Raw genomic sequence first — 20,663 nt, 5'->3', positions numbered from 1 at the left:
TCTAGTGTATCGAAGAGTGAGGCAGGCTACTATATTGCGGCTTGTGCGGGGTCGCCCGGCTCAGCCTGTGGAAGCCCAGCTGAAGTCTCACCGAAGCCTCGCCGCAACGTGCGCGTTCAGTGGCTAGTTAGCGCGCCCCTTAATGGACATGAGGGTGCGGCGGCCCGCCTTATTCGCCTTCGTGAAGGCACGGTTACTTTGCCTGTACTCACGTTCTTGAGAGCGCAGGCGTAGACGCGCGGATTCGGCTATCATCCTGCGGTAGCGTTCGAAGCGCTCGGGGTCGAGAGCGCCGTCGGCGAGCGCCTGCTGTACCGCGCATCCGGGTTCGGAGCCGTGGGAGCAGTCGCTGTACCGGCAGACGGAAGCGTAACCGGAGACGTCATCGAAGGTTTCGTCAATCGCGGCGCTATCGCTCGTTGCGGCTAGGGCTCGCACGCCCGGAGTGTCGATCAGCACCGTGCCAGATGATGATTTTGCGTTGGTTGCGTCTCCTTCGCTTGAGCCTTCCGCACCGGGTAAAACAAGCATCTGGCGGCTGGTGGTGGTGTGGCGCCCTTTGCCGTCAGCATCTCGGACCGTGGAGGTGACCTGCACCTGATGTTCTTGGCTATCCTCGCGGGGGTCAACTCCGGGGTTGAGCAGGGCGTTGACCAGGGTGGATTTTCCTGCGCCGCTACGGCCCAGGAACGCGGCGGTGCGTCCGGCGACAAGCTCCGCCACCGGGGCGGGGTCGTAGCCGTTGTCCGTGCAGACGGTAAGTACCATATCCACGCCGCCACCCAGAGACTCCCGATAGCTGGCGAGCTGTTCGGCCGTTACTAGGTCACCCTTGGTGAGAATCAGCGCGACCTGCACCCCGGAAGCGTGCGCCAGGGCGGTGTAACGTTCAATTCGCCCAATGGACGGCTCGGGGAAGCAGGGCTCAACGATGCAGAGCATATCCACGTTGGCGGCGACAGGCTGATCCGCGGATTCTCGGGTGGCGCTGGGTCGGGTGAGGTAGCTTCGCCGGGGCAGTATCGCGAGGGGTTTGTGCTCCGCGGGCTGGGCTGCACCGCCAGTTCCGGGGATGGGCTGGGTGAGTACCCAGTCGCCGACGACGGGGTACTCTTCTTCGCCGTAGTCATTCTCAACCGGACGCAGCGGCGCGGAGAGCTTCACGAGCTCACCCCGCTCGCAGGTCAGTAGCTCGCAGCGGGTGCGGTGCACGGCGCTGACACGGGCGAGGGTAAAGTTTTCGAGGGTACCGCCGAGGGTGAACGCGGCGCGGATTGCTGAACCCTGCCAGGAGGGGTCGAACCCTAGAGTCTCTAAGGTGTATGAAGCGGGAGCAATGGTCACAGGAATAGTCTTTCTTGGTTGCGGCGCCCGGATAGCGGGTGAGTAAAAGGCTCGTTCTTTTTCAGGGTTCACCGTTTACAACAGCGAGGCGCGGGCGCCGGCACGGATGCGGCGGGCGGCAAGGAAAGTCAGCCCCAGCCCGATAGCGGCGTAGAGTACTGCCAGGGCTGTGTCTGCTGCCAGGAGCGCGAAGAGATTCGGGGTAGTGCTGCTCGCAATACTGCCAGAGGTATCTAAAGCCTGCACCAGCCGGGACCCCGGAACCCAGGAACACAGCCAGGCAAGCCAGCCGGGGTAGGTACTCACCGGCACAATCACGCCCGCGCTGACCGGCAGAACAATAGATAGAACATTCGAGCCCGTGTACGGATCCGACAGGTACAGACCCAAACCGGCGGCAAAAATGCCCAGGCAGACCCCGCCAAGAATCGCAACCGGCATCAGTAAGATGGTGCCGACCAAAAGCCCGGAACTTGCTCCCGCAGCGGAGGATGTGAGGGACAGTAACCACACGATGCCCACATTGCTCAGACCCGTCACGGAAGCCAGCAACGCCGGTACCGCCGCCGCCCCCAGCCAGTAGCCCGCATCCACGGGGCGTGCCGTGCACACATACTCGAAGACGCCAATCCACCGGTCGGTGGCAACGCGCGCGACAATACCGGCTGCCACGGAGCTGAGGGTCGTAATCAGCGCGGTCGCGCAGCCGATGCGCACAGTATCGTTCGCCGCAAGGTCGGCACCCAGAAGCACCGTGAAAAGCACGTTGAGGCCCGGCACGAGCACCAGGGTCGTGATGGCCGTTCCGAGGGTTGCGAAGGTAATAGAAGATGACCAGCCAATAGAGGCGGTCGACAGAGCCCGACGCGCCACGCTAGGCAGAGCGGCAGAAGAGAGAATACGCACGCTACATCGCCCCCAGGGTGCCGCGACGGCGGGCTGAGGCGAGAGCCTTCCGGGCAAAAAGGAAGGCGCACAACGCCCAGATGAAGCTCACGACCAGGGTCTGAATTACGGGCAAGAGTGCATCCGCCGGGGTAGTGATGGTGGTACGCCCAAGTAGGAGATGAACCGGCGCCTGCAGGGGAATGAGCGTGCCTACAGCATCTAGCCAGGCGGGCGCTTCAATGGTCGTGAAGAGAACCCCGGAAAGAATAAAAACCGGCACGAGCAACAGCTCCTCGTAGGCGATAGCGTTCGGTGTGGCCACGAAGAACACCGCAATCATGAACGTTACCGACAGGCACGCAAGCCACAGCAGGGGAACGCCCAGAACGTAGCGCGGCCAGAGTGCTGAAAAGTCCGTGACCTGCGGGTTAAGCGTCACAAGAGCCCAGATGAGCCACGACAGGGGCAAAGCCGCCATACCCACAATGGATGCGCTCGAAACGATAGCCGCCAGCACCCGCACCGGAGAAATCGACCCCGAACACAGGTACACGAGGGTCCCACGGAAACGCTCGAAATTGATGATGCCCGCAGACACGATGCAGACCGACCACATGCCCACAATGCCCGCGCGGGTCCACGCGAGGGTCGGGTCAACGGAGTGACCCGCGGAGCTCTGCGCCGCCGCATGCACGGCGAGCGCCTGAAGGATGACCGAGCCGAGTACCGTACTGATGAGCAGCTGAATGAAGTAGGGGACCGTCAGGAACTGGCGCAGGCTAAAGCCCATGAGTCGCAGTTGGCGGGCGCACTCCTGCTGTACGTCGTGTAGCAGGTGCTGCAGGTCGCGCGGTCGTTGAGATTCTGCTGGATGCTGCGTCTGAGCGTTCATCGCTTGAGCCCCTCCGCCATCGCCAGGTATGCCTCTTCCAGAGTTGCCGGTCGCGTGTACGGTTCGGTCCGTGCCCCAATGTTCGCGGTGGCAAGCCCCTCCGTGAGGATGCGGTGAGCCTCACCCGCCTCGAACGTGGTGCGCTCGCCGTGCCAGTAGAGGGTGAGTTCCCAGCCGGAACCGCGCGGGGCAAACAGCACCGCCGCCTTATCGTGGAGGAATCCGCGGAGCGTATCAAGCCCCTCGGTGGCGGTGGCCTCGACCTGAACCACAGTCGTGGCGGCAATGCCGGCGTGCGCGGCAACGTCCTCGAGGTTGCCGCTCACAGCAACGGAACCGGCACCCAAAACGGTGATGGTGTGCGCCAGGTCCTCAATCTCGCCCAGCAGGTGGCTCGTCAGCAGAATGGCGGTACCTTCATTTGCCAGAGATCTGATGAGGGCACGCACGGTCAGGGCGATATCGGGGTCGAGCCCGTTGGTCGGCTCATCCAGCAGGAGCAGAGCGGGGGAGCCGAGCAGGGCGCGGGCAATATGTAGGCGCTGCTTCATGCCGCGGGAAAACTCCTGGACAGGCCGCGTTGCCGCATCGGTGAGTTCCACACGGGCTAGGGCATGCTCCACCTCGTGTCGTCGGGTCCGCCCGGAAACCCCCGCAACATCGGCGAAGAACAGCAGATTGTCGCGGGCACTAGCGCGCGGGTAGAAGCCGTTCTCCCCGCCCAGTGCGAGACCCACGTGACGGCGCGCCCGCTGCGGGTCGGCGATAGCGTCAATACCGTTCACGGTGAGGCTACCGCCGGTGGGGGTGAGCAGGGTCGAGCACATCTGCACGGTCGTCGTTTTGCCCGCACCGTTGGGGCCGAGGAGGGCATGAATCTCACCGGAACTGACGCGAAGTGACACACGGTCGACGGCGGTAAAAGCGTTTTCACCTTTGCCAAAGACGCGGCTGAGCTGCGCCGCATCAAGAACAAGAGACATGGTAGGTAACCTTCGGGTATGACCCTCTGGCCCCTATACCGGAGGGATGCTGAGCAGGATAAACGGCGTAGCGAGTTGTACCCTGCGTGAGTGTATGTGTCATTTCAGTGTACCGAAAAGCCGTAGATAAAAGTGATGGGGGTTACTGTGTGGATGGTGGGTGTCCGCCTCCGCATCTCGATTGCCTCGCCCTCGGATTGCCCCGGCACCGTCGCTCACATTTTGTTGCAGACGGTTTTTGGTGACAGACGTTAAAAAACGTCATCTTTGCAATGAAATGTCTTAAAGTACTGCGCACCCACAAAACCCTTGACCCCACCCCGTGCCCTATGACACTCTAAATAACAGGTCAAGAGCGCCAGCGATAAGCCCCAGCTAGCTGGCCGGCAACCCTCCTCCGCGGTGGGGTGCCCTGGGTGAAGACCAGGCGGCACGCAAAAGCGTGACGCAAGCGCGGGACCGATGTGACCGATAACGGTACATCAATCGTGACAGGATTATTCGACGACGATTCCTGTACCATCGGCATGCGGCCCCCTAAGAATCCCCATTAGGAGCCACGCATGAGCAACAACACTACCGTCCCGACTCCCGCCAACCCCGCCGGTTGGAAGTTCGAAACCCGCCAGATTCACGCAGGTCAGGCGCCGGATGCCGCAACGGGAGCTCGGGCACTACCCATCTACCAGACCACCTCTTATGTCTTTGACAGCGCCGAGCAGGCAGCGAACCGTTTCGCCCTCTCCGAACTGGGCCCCATTTACACTCGCCTCAACAACCCCACCCATGAAGTAATCGAAAACCGTATCGCTTCCCTGGAAGGCGGCGTCGGCGCGCTGCTGCTGGCATCCGGTCAGGCAGCTATCACCTACGCAATCCTGAACATCGCCGGTGCAGGCGACCATGTGGTTGCATCGCCCTCCGTGTACGGCGGCACCTACAATCTGCTCAAGTACACCCTCGCCGACCTCGGTATCGAAACCACCTTCGTCGAGAACCCGGACGACCTGGACGCATGGCGCGCCGCAGTCCGCCCCAACACCAAGCTCTTCTACGGCGAGTCCGTACCCAACCCCCGTAATGACGTGCTCGACATTGAGCCTATTGCTGCAATTGCGCACGAAAACGGTGTACCCCTGATTGTGGACAACACCGTACCCACCCCCTACCTGCTACGCCCCATCGAACATGGCGCGGACGTGGTCGTCCACTCCGCAACCAAGTACCTGGGTGGCCACGGAACCTCCATCGGCGGCGTGATTGTTGACTCCGGTAACTTCGACTACGGTGCAGACCCCGAGAAGTTCCCCAAGTTCAACCAGCCCGCCCCCGGCTACCACGGCCTTGTCTACGCACGCGACCTGGGCAAGGACTCCGCATTCGGTGCGAACCTCTCCTACATCCTGAAGGCGCGCGTCTCCCTGCTGCGCGACACCGGTGCAGCCATCTCCCCGACCAACGCCTTCAACATCGGTATCGGTCTGGAAACTCTCTCCCTGCGCATCGAACGCCACATTGAGAACGCCACCAAGGTCGCCCACTGGCTCGAAGCAAACCCGCAGGTCGAGAAGGTTATCTGGGCTGGCGTGGAATCCTCCCCCTGGTACGAGCGTGCACAGAAGTACCTGCCCAAGGGCCCCGGTGCGGTGCTCGGCTTCACCCTCAAGGACGCAACCCTGGAGCAGACCCGCGACTTCGTGGACGCCCTGAAGCTGCACTCCAACGTTGCGAACATTGGCGACGTGCGCTCGCTCGTGATTCACCCCGCCTCCACCACCCACTCCCAGCTTTCCGCTGAGGAACTGGAGAAGATTGGCGTATACCCGAACTTCGTCCGCCTGGCAGTTGGCATTGAGAACATTGACGATATTCTCGCCGACCTGCAGCTGGGCTTTGACACCCTCTCCTAAACGGTGATGCAACCCGCAGGTGGACCGGCAAGCTACGGCTTTTCGGTCCACCTGCGGATTCCCCGTTACGGAGCATGTTGTAACTGTGCGGCGTTGCTGCCGCCCAACCTGTTGCTTCTTCTACCCACAGACGAGTACCCCGCTCACACCCGGCACCACCTCGCCGACCAACCCAGTGAAGGGAACCCCATGACCACCCAGAGCACTAGCCAGTCCGGCACTACCAGCCAGCCTGTCACCGCACCCATCCCCGTGGCGGGCACCCGCACCGAGCACCCCGAAGCGCAAGGCTATCTGCGTCAGCTGAACATCGGCGACCTGGAGCTCGAGTCCGGCGTGACCCTGCCGCAGGTGACCATCGGTTACGAAACCTGGGGTACCCTCAACGAGACCGGCGATAACGCCATCCTGATCCTGCATGCGCTCACCGGTGACACGCATGTCTCCCGCGGCGTACCCACCCCCGACATGCCCGCCCCGCTGATTCGCGCTATCGAATCGGACGGCTGGTGGGAAGGCATCGTGGGCCCCGGCTCGGTCGTGGACACCAACCGCTACTTCGTGATTGCCCCCAATATTCTGGGTGGCTGCTACGGTTCTACCGGCCCGGCAAGCATCGTCCCCGAGGGCTACCCGGGCGCTGGTGAGCACTGGGGTTCCCGCTTCCCGCAGGTGAGCATTCGCGACTCCGTACGTGCGGAGGCGCGTCTGGCGCGTGCACTGGGCGTGACGAGCTTCCGCTACGTGATTGGTGGTTCCCTCGGTGGTGCTCGCGCCCTGGAGTGGGCGGCAACTAACCCCGAGCTGGTGCGCGGATGCGCGGTTATTGCCTCCGGTCCTTCGGCTACGGCGGAGCAGATTTCCTGGGCCCACACTCAGAACATTGCGATTCGTTCGGATGCGAACTTTGCCGGTGGCGACTACTATGCCGGTCCTGCACCGACTGCCGGTCTGGCTCTGGCGCGCCGTATCGCGCACACCACCTACCGCAGCCCCGCCGAACTGGAGCACCGCTTCGGCCGTGAGGAGAACCGCGGCGAAAACACTGTGGGCGGTTCGCTGGGTGAGCCGCGTGGCCGCTACGCCATCGAAAGCTACCTGGACCACCACGGCGCTAAGCTGGTTGAGCGTTTTGACGCGAACAGCTACCTGGCGGTCAATGAGGCACTGATTTCGCACGATGTGGCGCGTGGCCGCGGCACCCTGGCGCAGGCGCTGGCACACACCGATTGTGAGTGGACCATTGCGGCGGTGAACACGGACCGTCTGTTCTTCCCGCACGAGTCGCACCGCCTGGCGGAGGCGCTTCCCACCCCGGTGCCCGTGGACATTATCGAGTCGAACCACGGCCATGACGGCTTCTTGATTGAGGCGAAGCAGGTGGAGAAGATTCTGGCGCGCGCCCTCGGCGTTGAAGATGAATCCGCCACCCCAAGTGAGGCGCAGCGTGAGCGTGAGGCGTTGGATTCGATGACTCGCCTGTATGCTACGGCGACCCGCTAGAACCGCGAGTATTCACGGGGTGCTGACCCAAGCCCCTCTGATCGCTGTTTATACCACCTAAGTGCGGGTAAATTCCGGGTGGGCAGATAGTGTCTTCACAGGTTCTTCCGCCCGCCGAGAATTAACCTTCACCCTAAAGGTTAGATAAGGAGACGCCGGGTGCTCACATGATGTGAGCACCCGGCGTTTCTTTGCATCTTCTCGAAGAGTGTTATGCCAAGTCAGGGAATATTTTCCGGTTTTTCGGGTGTTTTGCGAAACCTCCGCGAGATATCGCGGAAGTAACCTCCTGTTGCACCGGAAGGTAAAGGTTCTCGGTTTGCTTTAGACCAGCTCTAACCCCATAGCATTAACGCTGTGGTAAGTATTCAAGAGGTAGCGGAGCAGTTGGGGGTGAGCACCCACGCCCTGCGATATTACGAAAAAGAGGGGCTCATTGCGGTGCCCCGTGATGCTCACGGAACCCGTATTTTTGATGAGGAGTCTATCTCCGCAGCACGGTTTATTGCTACCTGCCGTCAGGCCGGCATGAGTCTTGCCGACATTCGCACGATTTTGAGCAATCCGGACGACCACGCCCTATCCATTGATGTGATGGAGCGTGCCCGTCAGAAGATTGAGGATGAGATTGTGGGGTTGCAGCAGAACCTTGAGCACCTGGATCGCCGTATTCAGGAGCACCGCCGTCACCTCGACAGCACCCGCTAGGTAACTAGTCTTCTGCAGACGCGTATAAACGCCCGGTATTCCCAACGTTGGGAATACCGGGCGTTTTTATGCTCAGCTGGCATGCTCGGCTACTCAAACTCAGTTACTAGGTATCTCCACTCCGGAGGCTTACCCCCAGGTAGCTTCCTGCGGGTCAACACCGTGCGCACGAGCATTCTCGTAGATGACATCCCGCAACCATTCCGCGAGCCCGGTCGCAAGCTTCTCGTAGTGCGCCTTGAAACGGGCATCCTCAACGTAGCCGCGGGCTAGAATAGCGTGCTTAGCGGGGGTGACCTCAAAGAAGAACAGGGAGGCGCGGTGCCGCTCGGCGAGCGCGTTCGCCTCTTCACTGCCCGGCTTCACGCTGCGGTTGAATGCCTCGACGAGGGCCTGCTCTACCTCGTTGACCTGCTGTTTGCCGTTCTGCCAGTCGGCACGGTCCATTGAGGCAGTGCGGCGCTGGTATTCAGCCCAGTCGTCAGTTTTTCCGTAACGTTCCTGCGCTTCCTGCTGGTGGGCGAGGCTGAACCCTTCACCCATGATCTCTGCTTTTTCGGCGGCGCTGAGCTGCTCATTTTTAGGTGCCATGGTGTCCTCCAAAAGGTGTTCGATGGTTTCAAGCATGCGCCCGTACGCGGCGATTTTGCGTTGAAGCATATCCCGCTGAGCGAGTAGATGCTCGGTGCTGTTCGCTTCGTCCTGCAGTATGTTGCGAATGGCGTCAAGGCTCATGCCGGTGGCGCGGTACCCCATGATGACGGTGATTCGTTCAAGATCTGCATCGGTGTAGTACCGGTACCCGTTGAACTCATCATGTGCCGGGTTGAGTAAGCCTCGGTGCTCCCAGTGGTGCAGCGTGCGGACTGTTAGCCCGTGTAGTGATGCCGCTTCTCCTACGGTGTATTCGTGTTGCCCGTCAGGTGGTGTTATGTTCGCGTCCATGGTTTCACTCTAAAACCTCACGTTAGGTGAGGGTCAAGCTAGCGGCGGAACCCGCGGTGCAGGTTTGTGGGGGAGTCCTCGCTAAGATGGGTGCATGAGCGAAAACAAATACGTCGTCGAATACACCCGCCCCGAGAACGAACGTGCAGGCACCCACCTGGTGCTCATGCTGCACGGCTACGGCTCCCAGGAGCACGATTTGCTGTCTCTGGCGGCGCACCTTCCGCAGGAGGGCTTCACCTACGCCTCCATGCGTGCACCGCAGCCGGTTGGCACCCAGTTCTCCGCGGACTCGACCGGCGCCTACATTGCCGCAGATGCTATCGGCTACCAGTGGTACCCGCTGAACCAGCAGCTCGAATCTGACCAGCGCGCCATTGAGCAGGCGAGCGACTACGTGCTGGAGTGGGTGCGCGCGAACCGCGAGCAGTATGCTTCGGTGACTCTGCTGGGCTTCTCGCAGGGTATGGGCATCGCAACTTCGATGGTGCGTCACGCCCCCGGCGAGTTCGCCGCCGTAGTGGGACTGTCCGGCTATGCGGTAGATTCTGATTCGCCGTACTTCAAGGACGAGGAGCTGAAGAAGACCGAACTGCCGGTGTTCTTCGGCCGCGACCAGGAAGACCCTGTCATCCCGCAGGAGATGGTGAACTACACCTACGACTGGATCCGCAAGTACACCGACGGCATTAAGGTGCTGTATGCCGGTGCGGGTCACGGCGTGAGCGCCATGGAGATTCGCCATGTGGGCGAGTTCCTGGAGGTGAAGGTGCAGGGTAAGGAACCGCGTATTCGTGCGCAGAAGGTTGCGGAGGCGACCAGCGCCGCCGAGGGCTCTGACTCCTAAATCGACTAAACGTAAAGCCCCCGGGTCTGACGACTCGGGGGCTTTACGTTGAGCTTTTGCTTCCGCACGGATTTGCTTCCGCGCGGAAAGCGGTATTCGTCCTCGTTCCTACAGAGGCTGGGTGGGTGGGACGCTATACCCTTCCTCCGCTCCTGCAGGGGCACCCGCCGCACCCGGACGCTCCGCTTCTCCTTGCTTCGCTGCGGAGAGCGCCCGGGGCGGCACCCTGATGTCGCTTCCGGAGGGTATAGCTACCCCGGCTGTCCGAGGTATGCGACTTGGTGCGAGCGGAGGGGCGGTGTCGTCCGTAGTGACATCAGGGTGCCCGAAGCGAAGCGAGGGCGGGTTCCCTGTAGGAACGAGGAAGAGCACCGCCCCTCACAGATTCCGCCACCTCATCGTTCCTAGGTCCCAAACGTGTAATCAGACGGTGCTAGTCCTCGTGTGCAACCTTCACGGTCACGCCGTTGAACGTTACGGTATCGCCGGGGTGCAGCTGCTTGCCGCGTGCTTCCTCAATGTCGCCGTTGACCTTGACCAGGCCGTGCTGAATGACCTCGCGTGCCTGCGCGCCGTCCTCTACGAGGTTGGCGAGCTTGAGGAACTGGCCGAGGCGGATCATGTCGTCGCGAATAAAAATTTCTTCCATGCTCTCTAGTTTATCCCGCCGGGTGCATCCTGGCGTCCGGCAAAAATGGGGGAGTGGTGGGCCGAGTAGGCATACCCAGGGGTGGGGTGGTGATGGTACCCTAGTGTCTTGCATCAAAAAGTGTGCATATTGCGCCGATGAGCGCGAATATGGGCGCCCCGTTCTGGGCCGCGTCCCTTATGAACCCGAACTCACGCACGTCACAGCCGGTGGCGGGGCAGAAGGAGTAACTATGGCTGAAAAGTCCACCCTCGATAACGTTATTGCGCTCGCGAAGCGCCGCGGCTTTGTTTTCCAGGCCGGTGAAATTTACGGCGGTTCCCGCTCCGCATGGGACTACGGCCCCCTCGGTGCAGAGCTGAAGGAAAACATCCGTCAGCAGTGGTGGCAGCGTTTCGTCCGCTCTCGTGCGGACATGGTTGGCCTGGATTCCTCCGTTATTCTGCCTCGTGCGGTGTGGGAGGCGTCCGGTCACGTGGCGACCTTCACCGACCCGCTGGTTGAGTGCCTGTCGTGCCACAAGCGTCTGCGTCAGGATCACCTGCTGGAGAACTTTGAGGCGAAGAAGGGCCGCGCGGCTGAGGGCATGGAAGAGATTGCTTGCCCGAACTGTGGCACTCGCGGTGAGTGGACTGAGCCGCAGAACTTCTCCGGTCTGATGAAGACTTACCTGGGCCCGGTTGATAATGAGGAGGGTCTGCACTTCCTGCGCCCGGAGACCGCTCAGGGTATTTTCGTGAACTTCAACAATGTGGTCACTGCTTCTCGTAAGCGCCCGCCGTTCGGTATTGGCCAGATCGGTAAGTCGTTCCGTAACGAGATCACTCCCGGTAACTTTATTTTCCGTACTCGTGAGTTCGAGCAGATGGAAATTGAGTACTTTGTGCACCCGGATGACGCTGATAAGTACTTCAATGAGTGGGTTGAGGACTGCTGGAACTGGTTCGTTGACCTGGGTATTAACCCGGATAACATGCGCCGCTTCGACGTTCCTAAGGAGGAGCGTGCACACTACTCGGCTGGCACTATTGACGTTGAGTACCGCTTCGGCTTCCAGGGTTCCGAGTGGGGCGAGCTGATGGGCGTTGCGAACCGTACCGACTACGACCTGGGCGTGCACAACGAGCACTCCAACGCGAAGCTTGAGTACTTCGACCAGGCTACCGGCGAGCGTTACGTGCCGTACGTGATTGAGCCGTCCTTCGGTCTGACCCGCTCCATGATGGCGTTCCTTGTTGACGCATACGTTGAGGATGAGGCACCGAATACTAAGGGTGGCGTGGATAAGCGCGTCGTGCTGAAGCTTGATCCGCGCCTGGCACCGGTCAAGGCTGCTGTTCTGCCGCTGTCGAAGAAGGCTGAACTGTCTGAGCCCGCAACCAAGCTGGCGAACGAGCTGCGTGGCCTGTGGAACGTGGATTACGACGAGGCGGGCGCTATTGGTCGCCGTTACCGCCGCCAGGATGAGATCGGTACTCCGTTCTGCATCACCGTGGACTTTGACACTCTTGAGGACCAGGCTGTGACCATCCGCGAGCGCGACACCATGAACCAGGAGCGTGTGGCTCTGGATCAGGTGAAGTCTTACCTGGCTGCACGCCTGGCAGGCTAAAAATAATTTATAACATGGTCGGCGGGTAGCCTCTTAGAGCGAAAGAGGCTACCCGCCGTCGTGTATTTGGGCTACCCTGGTTAGACTGATTGGCACGTTTGACGCGAGCGAAGGAAAGGTGCACGGATATGGCTGAACGCCTCAGCGAAAAATTTGAGATTCGTCCTTGGCAGGAGGGTGATGACCTTGCCCTGCTTGAGATTTGGAACTCTGCCCGTAATGAGGTTGAGGAGCGCCAGCGTGGCCTTTTCGGCCCGGACAGTGACGCGCCGTTTAGCCGTACCCTGGTGGTGACTGTTTCTGGTGTGCCGGTGGCTGCGGGTACTGTGGTTGCTTCGCTGCTGCATCCGACGCGTCTGTGGTCCTACATCGAGGTGGCTGCTGACCACCGCCGTCAGGGTATTGGTACCGCCCTGCTGAATGCGTTGCGTGAGATTGCGGCGGCGCACGGTCAGACCACCGCTCTGCGCGTGAAGCTGTCGCCGTTTAGTGACGGTGAGGAGTTTGCGCATGCTGCTGGTATGAAGCTGATTCAGCGTTCCCGTATGGTACGTGTGGAGCCGGGTGCGATTCCTCCGGTGTCGCTGCGTGAGGACGCTGACGGTAATGAGACTCAGGCGATTGAGGATTTGGCGACCGGTTCGGTGGAGCTGACTTCTGCGCTGTGGAATTTCTACCGCCGCGCCCACGAGTGGGATGTTCCTGCTGAGGTGGGTATGGGCACGGTGAACCGCTACTTCCTCTCGGATGAGGTGCGTGCTTTTGGAGCCGTGGTGCTTCGTGACCATATTCGTGAGGCTGCTGCCGAGGGTAAGAAGGGCCCGATTGTTGCGTTTGCGGTGAGCTACCACCCCTTTGAGACGGACCCGGAGGCGGCGCTGGTGGATGAGAAGACCGCCACGGAGTTGCTGCTGGGCTACGACTTCGATAATGAGGGTGCCGTGGAGGCGATTATGCAGGTGTTGTCCCTGCTGAGTGCTAAGTACCCGGTGCTGGTTGAGGTTGACGACGCCATGGAGGCGCTGGTTCAGGTGACTGACGTACTGCTGCGTGCCGGCACTGCTTCGGTGGAGGGCGACCCGACCTATATTTACGTGACCGAGTAGATTCTTTAGTAGGTTCGTAGGTTGCCAAGTAGATTCTCGGTATCGAGCCTGCTGGCTGACTCTTGCTGAAGGGGCGGGGGAGTGGAATGCTCCTCCGCCCCTCTCGCGTACCTGCGCCTCCTCACGGTTGCTGAGCTTGCACTGCGCTCCTGTACCCCGTCAGCTGAGTCCGGTTCTCGATTTGCCCCCGTATGCCACAATATAGGGGTGAATTCTGAAGCACCCCGTCTTACCCTTCCGCCCCTGAAACTGGGCAATCTGACCGTTGATACTCCCGTAGTTCTCGCCCCGATGGCTGGCGTGACCAATAAGGCTTTCCGCCGCCTCTGCAGTGAATATGGCGGCGGCCTGTACGTTACCGAAATGGTGACTGCGCGCGCCCTGGTGGAGCGTAAGCCCGAGTCCATGCGCATTATTGAGCATGACCCGGACGAGAAGATTCGTTCCATTCAGATTTACGGCGTTGACGCGGTCAATGTCGGCAAGGCCGTGCGCATGGTTGTAGAAGAGGACCGTGCTGACCACATTGACCTGAACTTCGGCTGCCCGGCGCCTAAGGTGACCCGCCGAGGCGGCGGCGCAGCCCTGCCCTGGAAGACCGACCTGTTCACCGCGATTGTGCAGACGGCGGTCAAAGAGGCGTCCCGCAACGATATTCCGCTGACCATTAAGATGCGTAAGGGCATTGACGATGATCACATTACGTTCTTGGAGTCCGCCAAGATTGCGCGTGATGCCGGTGTTGCGGCGATTGCTCTGCACGGTCGTACTGCGGCTCAGCATTATTCGGGTAAGGCTGACTGGGATTCTATTGCGCAGTTGCGTGAGCTGATTCCGGACGTGCCGATTCTGGGTAATGGCGATATTTTCTCTGCCGAGGATGCGGTGCGCATGGTCGAGCAGACCGGCGTGGACGGCGTGGTGATTGGTCGCGGTTGCCAGGGGCGCCCGTGGCTGTTTGGCGACCTGCAGAATGCGTTTGAGGGTTCGTCGGAGCGTATCCGCCCGACCCTGACTGAGGTGTCGGACATGATTTACCGCCACGCAGAACTGCTGGTGGAAACCTTCGGTGATGAGACCCGAGGCCTGCGCGAGATTCGCAAGCACGTGGCGTGGTACTTCAAGGGTTACCCGGTTGGTGGCGAGCTGCGCGCGAAGATGGCTCAGGTGCCCGACCTGGCGACGTTCCGTGAGCTGATTGCTCAGCTGGATCACTCGATTGGTTACCCGGGTGCCGCTGTGGAGGGTTCGCGCGGGCGCGCCGGCAGCCCCAAGCAGCCGCACCTGCCTGATGGCTGGCTGGATTCGCGCATCCTGGGGGACGCTGAGCGTCTGGGCCTGATCGAGGCTGAGCTGGATATTTCCGGCGGCTAAACCCCTGTACTTGTGTGCCGCGGCGTGCTGTTTGCGCGTCGCGGCGCATCCTTTTTGTGAGCCTGTTCGTGCGCTATGTTGCCGCTCCTGCAACGCCTGTAGGCGCTGCCTGTTGACCCTCACCGTAGAATTGAGTTTATGGCTGGATTAATCCGCAAAGAAGACATTGATGAAGTCCGCGCCCGTACCGATATCCGCGAAATCATTGAAGGCTATGTGAGCCTCAAAAGCGCCGGTATAGGCACCTTCAAGGGGCTGTGCCCGTTCCACGACGAGCGCACGCCCTCCTTCAATGTGCGCCCGCAGGTCGGTTCGTACCACTGCTTTGGCTGCGGTGAATCCGGTGACGTGTACTCCTTCGTCATGGCGATGGAACACACCAGCTTCGTTGAGACGGTGGAGCGTCTAGCCGCCCGTATTGGTTACACCCTGCACTATGAGGGCGGTAAGCCCGGTGACCGCTACGAGGCGGGTATGCGCCGCCGCCTGCTTGACGCGCACAAGATTGCCGCCGAGTTCTTTGAACGCAACCTCTATAGCGCTGATGCTCAGGAGGCGCAGCGCTTCCTCGGCGCCCGCGGTTTCGACCCCGCCGCAACCCGCAAGTTCGGTGTCGGCTACGCCCCGCGCGGCTGGGACCACCTGCTCAAGCACCTTCGCTCCCAGGGCTTCACGGATGAGGAGCTGAAGGCTACCGGCATGTTCTCGGAGGGCAACCGCGGCCTGTACGACCGCTTCCGCGGCCGCATCATCTGGCCGATTCGCACCATCGCCGGTGAAACCATCGGTTTCGGTGCCCGCCGCCTCTTCGACGACGACCAGGGCCCCAAATACCTGAACACCCCCGAGACGCAGCTGTACAAAAAATCGCAGGTGCTCTACGGCATTGACCTGGCAAAACGCGATATGACCAAGACTAAGCAGGTCGTCATCGTGGAAGGCTACACGGACGTCATGGCTGCACACCTCGCCGGCATCACCACCGCCGTTGCCACCTGCGGCACCGCGTTCGGTCCCGGCCACATCAAGATGGTGCGCCGCATGATTACCGACGACGGGTCCGGCGGCGAAATCATCTTCACCTTCGACGGCGACGCCGCAGGCCAGAAAGCCGCCATGGCAGCCTTCCAAGAGGACCAGCGCTTCGTCGCGCAGACCTTCGTGGCGGTTGCCGAGAACGGCATGGACCCCTGCGACCTGCGCCTGCACAAGGGCGACGCCGCCGTGCGCTCGCTGATCGCTTCGCGCCGCCCGCTCTTCGAGTTTGCGATTGATTCGACCCTCGCCAAGTACGATTTGGCGACCCTTGAAGGCCGCGTGCTGGCGATGCGCGCTATCGCCCCGATTATTGCCGGCATTAAGGACCGCGACCTGCGCCCCGCCTACATGCGTAAGGTATCCGGTCAGCTTGGTCTGGAGCTCGACGAGATTCAGCGTGCCGTGGCGTACGCGCAGAATCACCCGAAGCTTTCTCGCTCCCAGCAGGCGGAGGCTACCGCCGCCGCGCCGCGTTACGAGCGTCTGAACGAGGGGCCGCAGGGCGTGCCGGGTTATGCGGGTGCGCCGAGTTATACAGGTGCCCAAGGCGCAGTTCATGCTGACGCGCCCTACGACCCCGCCTACGACGCACCGCCACCAGAAGACCACGCCGCACCCAGTGCCTACGCCGGGCAGAACGCGGCCGCGCACCCGCCGAGCAGCATTCAGCCCGCCGCACCCCAGCCGGAGGCGACCGCCCCAGCCGTCGAGGAGTTCCTCACCCCCGACCCGCGCGACCCGGTTGCCCGCCTCGAAAAGGCGGCGCTTGAGATTGCCCTGCAACACCCCGAGCTCATCAGCGTGGAACAGTGGCGTAACCTCGCCACCGTGCAGTTCCGCTACCGCACCCATCGTGAGGTGGCCGCCGGCATTATTCACGCGGCAACCGTCATGGCGCCCACCCCCGGCATCGAATGGATCAACTGCGTGCGCTCCGGCGCTGTGGAGGGCGTACACCCCGCCATCGCGGAGCTCGCCGTCTCACCGCTACCGGTCAGCAGCGCCGAGCGCCTGCCCAACTTCGTCAACGGTGCGCTCAACGCCCTATTCGAACAGCAGATTGCCCGCCAAAAATCCGACCTGATGATGCGCCTGGAACAGCTCAGCGCCAACCCCGACGACGAAGAGTTCGAAGCCGTACAGCGTCAGCTCCTCGAACTGGAAATGCGCCGCCGCCAGCTCACAGCCCAGCGCGGCTAAGTACGGTTCCTTGTGAATACCCCGGCTGCCTGCAGAACCTCTACGTTCCACAGGTAGCCGGGGAATACCGCGGGGTAGAAGCTTCCCTCACCACCCAAACCAGCCACACAACCCAAAAGTGATGCACTTCACGGCATTTCAAGTTGCAGAGCCCAAACAGCCCCGGTATAGTTATTACTCGTTGCAAGGGAAACCAGCAACGAAAACAAAATAATCCCCCGTAGCTCAATTGGCAGAGCATTCGACTGTTAATCGAAGGGTTACTGGTTCGAGTCCAGTCGGGGGAGCAAATATAGCAAGAGCCCCGGAACGAAGTTCCGGGGCTCTTGCTATATACGTTCCTCTGGCTCGAACCAGTAACCCCTCGGGCTTACGCCCTCGGCGAGGCAAAGATTTTTGGTTCCTCGCGCGCTCGGAAAATCTTCGCCTCGCTAGTTCGAGTCCAGTCGGAACGTTCTCTCCAAACCGTGTACCAGTAACCCCTCGGGCTTGCGCCCTCGGCGGGATAACGGTTTTTACTTCCTCGCGCGCTCGGAAAAACCGTCACCCCGCTGTATCGAGTCCAGAGCAACAGAGAATTGCGGAGGGCAGCAAAGATGGTTCCTCGCGCGCTCGGAAAATCTTCGCCTCGCTGTGTCGAGTCCAGTCGGAACGTTCTCTCCAAACCGTGTACCAGTAACCCCTCGGGCTTGCGCCCTCGGCGGGATAACGGTTTTTACTTCCTCGCGCGCTCGGAAAAACCGTCACCCCGCTGTGTCGAGTCCAGTCGGAACGTTCTCTCCAAGTCGTGAATGAGTAACTCCTCGGGCTTACGCCCCCGGCGAGGCAAAGATACTTCACCCTGCAAAAATGTACCCTGCAAAAATGTGAAGTCTAACGCACAGAGAAGTTCCTTACCCACATCAACCACACGCCCACTCGGCGCGTAGCGGGGGAGCGGCGCATCGGCATCCTCTTACGCCTACTCCAGAGCAAATCCACAGGCGCAACCAAACCCAGAAAGCTACGCCTGCAGCTCAATGTAGCCTCCAGAAAGTCGAAAATACCTGAAGAGATAGCGCAAACCCCCACCCAAACGGTCACGCGGAGGTATCATAAGGGGCTAAACTATAGGAGGTGGAGTGCGAAAAAGAAGCCTCCAAAAACACGTCACGGAGAGGTGGTCATGACCACTACTACTAATCCCAAGGCACCTAAGCGTTTCTTTGCTGGCATCAGCGGGATTAAGTCCGGCGTCGCGAACATCATCGACGCTGGCAAAACCTTCAAGACCCTCGGACCCAGCCAGGTCAAGGACGAAATCCAGATTGCAAAGCACGAGCTGAAGACCAAGGGCATCGCCGTTGGTAAGGGTGCGGCCTTCTTCGGCGTCGCAGCAGTCTTCGGTCTGTTCCTAATCATTGCGCTGGTCGCCGCAGCAATCCTCGGCCTCGGCACCGTCATGCCCTACTGGGCATCCGCGCTGGTCTTCGCCCTCATCTTCCTCATCGTCCTGGCAATCTGCGCCCTGGTCGGTCTGAAGAAGGTCAAGGCACAGCTGCCGTTCAAGCCCGAATCCGCAATCTTCGGTCTGCTCTTCGACCTCGGCGTACTCAAGGAAGGTACCGCCATGTCCGCTGAGCGCCTGAAGAAGGAACAGGCAGAGCGTGCAGAGCAGAAGGCTAAGGAAGCTGAAGAAGCAGCAGAACGCGCACGTCAGGAAGCTGAAGAGCGCAAGGCACGCGGCGAGGAAGAGCCCAAGCCGCCGACCTTCGAAGAGCTCAAGCAGCGCACCGCAGAACGCCGCCAGCACCTGGCAGCCCTGCGCGATGACCTGCAGTCCTACACCGGCGACGTTCAGAACAACACCCAGCAGGCTCTGGACGCTCTCAAGGCAGTGCCCTCCGAGGTTGCCGCAGGTGCAGCAGCTACCGGCCGCGGCCTGGCAGAGAACGTGCGCAAGCCCGAGGTTCTGCAGGCACGCTGGAAGTCCTTCGCAGCACTGGGCGCATCCATTGCAACCGTCCTGCACTTCCTGAACCGCCTGGTTCGCCGCTAAACACTGTTCGCCGCTAAACCTAGCCGCCGCTAAAACCGGTACAGGTTTAACGCCAAGCATCAAAACGCCCCGATATTCGTATCGGGGCGTTTGTGTGTCTACAGGCAGGCTGCTGGCTTCTGTTTCAACGGGAGGTTTAGAGGTAACTCCCAGCCAAAGCCGCCCGCCATAAGTCGGAGAAGGACGCAGCTCACAGGTAGAATAGACAAGTGCTGTACGTACTGGACCCACCCGGTGCACGCGGCAGACAGAGGTAGAAGCGGCGCACCGTCGCACCCGAAACCCCAAAGTCACCGACACACTACACCCCGATGAGGAGCCCCGTCATGGAACAGGCAAAGACGATTCTGATTGGCGCAGAAACCTACCCGCCGGACATCAACGGTGCAGCACAATTCGGTCACCGCCTCGCCACCTCCATGCTCAAGCGAGGCCACTCCGTGCACGTAGTCGCCGCCAGCCCCATCCCCGGCCCCAGCTACCGCACCGAAGTAGAGGGCGGCATTGTTGAGCATCGTCTGCGTTCGCACCTGCCTCCGACCCACGAGACGAACCGCATCTGCATCCCCTGGGAGATTTGGTCCGAGGTTGGTGCAATCCTTGACGAGGTGCGCCCGGACGTGGTGCACGTGCAGTGCCACTACATTATTGGCCGAGCCCTGATTTTCCAGGCGAAGCGCCGTGGTATCCGTGTCATCGCAACGAACCACTTCATGCCGGCGAACCTTGACCCGTTCCTGCCCTTCCCCGATCCCGTGAAGCGTGTGATTGAGAAGGTCACCTGGAAGGACATGCGTTTCTGCTTCTCCAAGACTGCGGTCGTTACCACCCCCACCCAGATCGGTGCGGATGCGATGCGCGACCTGGGTCATTTTGACCGCCCCGTCATGCCGGTTTCTAACGGTATTGAAATCAGCGACTACGAGTTGCCTGAGGGAGCGGACGCCGGTAAGGTTCCCGGTGAGCTGCGTATTGCCTTCGTGGGTCGCCTTGCCGAAGAGAAGAACGTGGACGTGCTCATCGAGGCACTCTCCCTGCTGCCCGATACCCTCGAGCACGTGGTGCTGGATATTGCCGGTGGCGGCGAGCTGCGTGAGGCTCTCGAGCAGAAGGCACACGATTGCGGCGTGTCCGACCGTGTGATTTTCCGTGGCTTCGTTCCGGATGAGCATCTGCCCGAGGTGTACCAGATGGCTGACGTGTTCTGCCAGCCCGGTACCGCCGAGCTGCAGTCCCTGGTTTCCCTGGAGGCGATGAGCGCCTCCACCCCCGTGGTGCTCGCGAACGCGCTGGCTCTGCCGCACCTGGTGGAGGACGGCGTGAACGGCTACCTCTTCGAACCCAATAACGCTCAGGATTTGGCGAAGAAGCTGGAGGCGGTGCTCTCCCTGCCCGCCGCTGAGCGCGAGCAGATGGGCCGCGAGTCCCGCCGTATCGTGGGCTTCCACAGTGCTGAGAACACCTGGCGCACCTTCGAGGAGCTGTACGTGAGTGACGCTCCGTACCAGCGCTACCTGGATTCGCGCCGCTAAGCTTCTCTAGATTCTGAGCGTTGAGTAGGAGTAGAGTGTTTTTCGTTCTCAGCCGCCGTTCAGGTACTCTAGAGGATGGTGCTGGCACCCATAG

16 protein-coding genes, 1 tRNA gene, 1 pseudogene and 1 riboswitch are annotated in these 20,663 nt (G+C 61.0%); of the genes and pseudogenes, 11 read left to right on the top strand and 7 right to left on the bottom strand.

Annotation, left to right across the window (positions count from 1 at the left end; translation table 11 throughout):
* Positions 1-123: 123 nt before the first annotated feature.
* From rsgA to O3649_RS07115, 4 genes are all read right to left on the bottom strand, one after another.
* Positions 124-1,344: a ribosome small subunit-dependent GTPase A gene (gene rsgA / locus O3649_RS07130; protein WP_371573504.1), complete on the bottom strand. Its 1,221-nt coding sequence runs from the start codon at positions 1,342-1,344 to the stop codon at positions 124-126.
* 75 nt (positions 1,345-1,419) lie between these two features.
* Entirely contained in the window at positions 1,420-2,250 is an 831-nt protein-coding gene (locus O3649_RS07125; protein WP_005508845.1) for a hypothetical protein, read from the bottom strand.
* Between the two features lies 1 nt (position 2,251).
* Entirely contained in the window at positions 2,252-3,124 is an 873-nt protein-coding gene (locus O3649_RS07120; RefSeq protein WP_371573502.1) for an ABC transporter permease, read from the bottom strand.
* Positions 3,121-4,107: an ABC transporter ATP-binding protein gene (locus tag O3649_RS07115; protein ID WP_070616810.1), complete on the bottom strand. Its 987-nt coding sequence runs from the start codon at positions 4,105-4,107 to the stop codon at positions 3,121-3,123. The genes O3649_RS07120 and O3649_RS07115 overlap by 4 nt, the downstream gene beginning before the upstream one ends.
* Positions 4,108-4,454: 347 nt before the next feature.
* Positions 4,455-4,567: riboswitch (SAM riboswitch) on the top strand.
* Between the two features lie 103 nt (positions 4,568-4,670).
* Between O3649_RS07115 and O3649_RS07110 the strand changes: the two genes are divergently transcribed.
* The 3 genes from O3649_RS07110 to O3649_RS07100 all read left to right on the top strand — a co-directional run bounded on the left by O3649_RS07110 (position 4,671) and on the right by O3649_RS07100 (position 8,228).
* Positions 4,671-6,017, top strand: a complete 1,347-nt coding sequence (locus tag O3649_RS07110; protein WP_070616812.1) for a bifunctional o-acetylhomoserine/o-acetylserine sulfhydrylase — start codon at positions 4,671-4,673, stop codon at positions 6,015-6,017.
* Between the two features lie 189 nt (positions 6,018-6,206).
* Positions 6,207-7,520, top strand: a complete 1,314-nt coding sequence (locus tag O3649_RS07105; protein WP_049355075.1) for a homoserine O-acetyltransferase — start codon at positions 6,207-6,209, stop codon at positions 7,518-7,520.
* Positions 7,521-7,877: 357 nt separating this feature from the next.
* On the top strand, positions 7,878-8,228 hold the full coding sequence (locus O3649_RS07100; RefSeq protein WP_049355077.1) for a MerR family transcriptional regulator: 351 nt from the start codon (positions 7,878-7,880) through the stop codon (positions 8,226-8,228).
* Positions 8,229-8,357: 129 nt separating this feature from the next.
* Here the strand turns inward: O3649_RS07100 and O3649_RS07095 are convergent, their stop codons facing one another.
* Positions 8,358-8,819 carry a TipAS antibiotic-recognition domain-containing protein gene (locus O3649_RS07095; RefSeq protein WP_371573523.1) on the bottom strand — a complete coding sequence of 154 codons (462 nt, stop codon included), beginning with the start codon at positions 8,817-8,819 and terminating at the stop codon, positions 8,358-8,360.
* Positions 8,820-8,891: 72 nt separating this feature from the next.
* Positions 8,892-9,173, bottom strand: a pseudogene (locus tag O3649_RS07090) (MerR family transcriptional regulator); the annotation flags it as partial.
* Between the two features lie 94 nt (positions 9,174-9,267).
* On the opposite strand from O3649_RS07090, the gene O3649_RS07085 reads away from it, so the two are divergent.
* Positions 9,268-10,020, top strand: a complete 753-nt coding sequence (locus O3649_RS07085; RefSeq protein WP_070629105.1) for an alpha/beta hydrolase — start codon at positions 9,268-9,270, stop codon at positions 10,018-10,020.
* 433 nt (positions 10,021-10,453) lie between these two features.
* Here the strand turns inward: O3649_RS07085 and O3649_RS07080 are convergent, their stop codons facing one another.
* Positions 10,454-10,669, bottom strand: a complete 216-nt coding sequence (locus O3649_RS07080) for an RNA-binding S4 domain-containing protein (RefSeq protein WP_005508828.1) — start codon at positions 10,667-10,669, stop codon at positions 10,454-10,456.
* Between the two features lie 232 nt (positions 10,670-10,901).
* Here O3649_RS07080 and O3649_RS07075 point away from each other — a divergent pair, with 232 nt between their 5' ends.
* The 7 genes from O3649_RS07075 (at position 10,902) to O3649_RS07045 (ending at position 20,569) form a co-directional block, all read left to right on the top strand.
* Positions 10,902-12,281 (top strand): glycine--tRNA ligase, encoded by a 1,380-nt coding sequence (locus O3649_RS07075; protein WP_005507052.1) that lies wholly within the window; start codon positions 10,902-10,904, stop codon positions 12,279-12,281.
* A gap of 128 nt (positions 12,282-12,409) precedes the next feature.
* Entirely contained in the window at positions 12,410-13,387 is a 978-nt protein-coding gene (locus tag O3649_RS07070; protein ID WP_296547025.1) for a GNAT family N-acetyltransferase, read from the top strand.
* Positions 13,388-13,594: 207 nt separating this feature from the next.
* Positions 13,595-14,761, top strand: a complete 1,167-nt coding sequence (gene dusB, locus O3649_RS07065; RefSeq protein ID WP_049327992.1) for a tRNA dihydrouridine synthase DusB — start codon at positions 13,595-13,597, stop codon at positions 14,759-14,761.
* Positions 14,762-14,899: 138 nt separating this feature from the next.
* A complete protein-coding gene (gene dnaG, locus O3649_RS07060; RefSeq protein ID WP_371573497.1) occupies positions 14,900-16,999 on the top strand; it encodes a DNA primase in 2,100 nt (699 codons plus the stop codon).
* Between the two features lie 214 nt (positions 17,000-17,213).
* A tRNA-Asn gene (locus O3649_RS07055) sits at positions 17,214-17,286 on the top strand.
* Between the two features lie 878 nt (positions 17,287-18,164).
* Positions 18,165-19,037, top strand: a complete 873-nt coding sequence (locus tag O3649_RS07050; protein WP_005508823.1) for a phage holin family protein — start codon at positions 18,165-18,167, stop codon at positions 19,035-19,037.
* 326 nt (positions 19,038-19,363) lie between these two features.
* The gene (locus O3649_RS07045; RefSeq protein ID WP_005508822.1) at positions 19,364-20,569 is read left to right on the top strand and encodes a glycosyltransferase; all 1,206 of its coding nucleotides are present in this window, start codon (positions 19,364-19,366) and stop codon (positions 20,567-20,569) included.
* Positions 20,570-20,663 lie beyond the last annotated feature (94 nt).

This window comes from Rothia sp. 27098_8_29 (assembly GCF_041432785.1).
In the GTDB taxonomy this organism is placed as follows: Bacteria; Actinomycetota; Actinomycetes; order Actinomycetales; family Micrococcaceae; genus Rothia; species Rothia mucilaginosa.
This window is presented reverse-complemented; position numbering and strand designations above follow the sequence as displayed.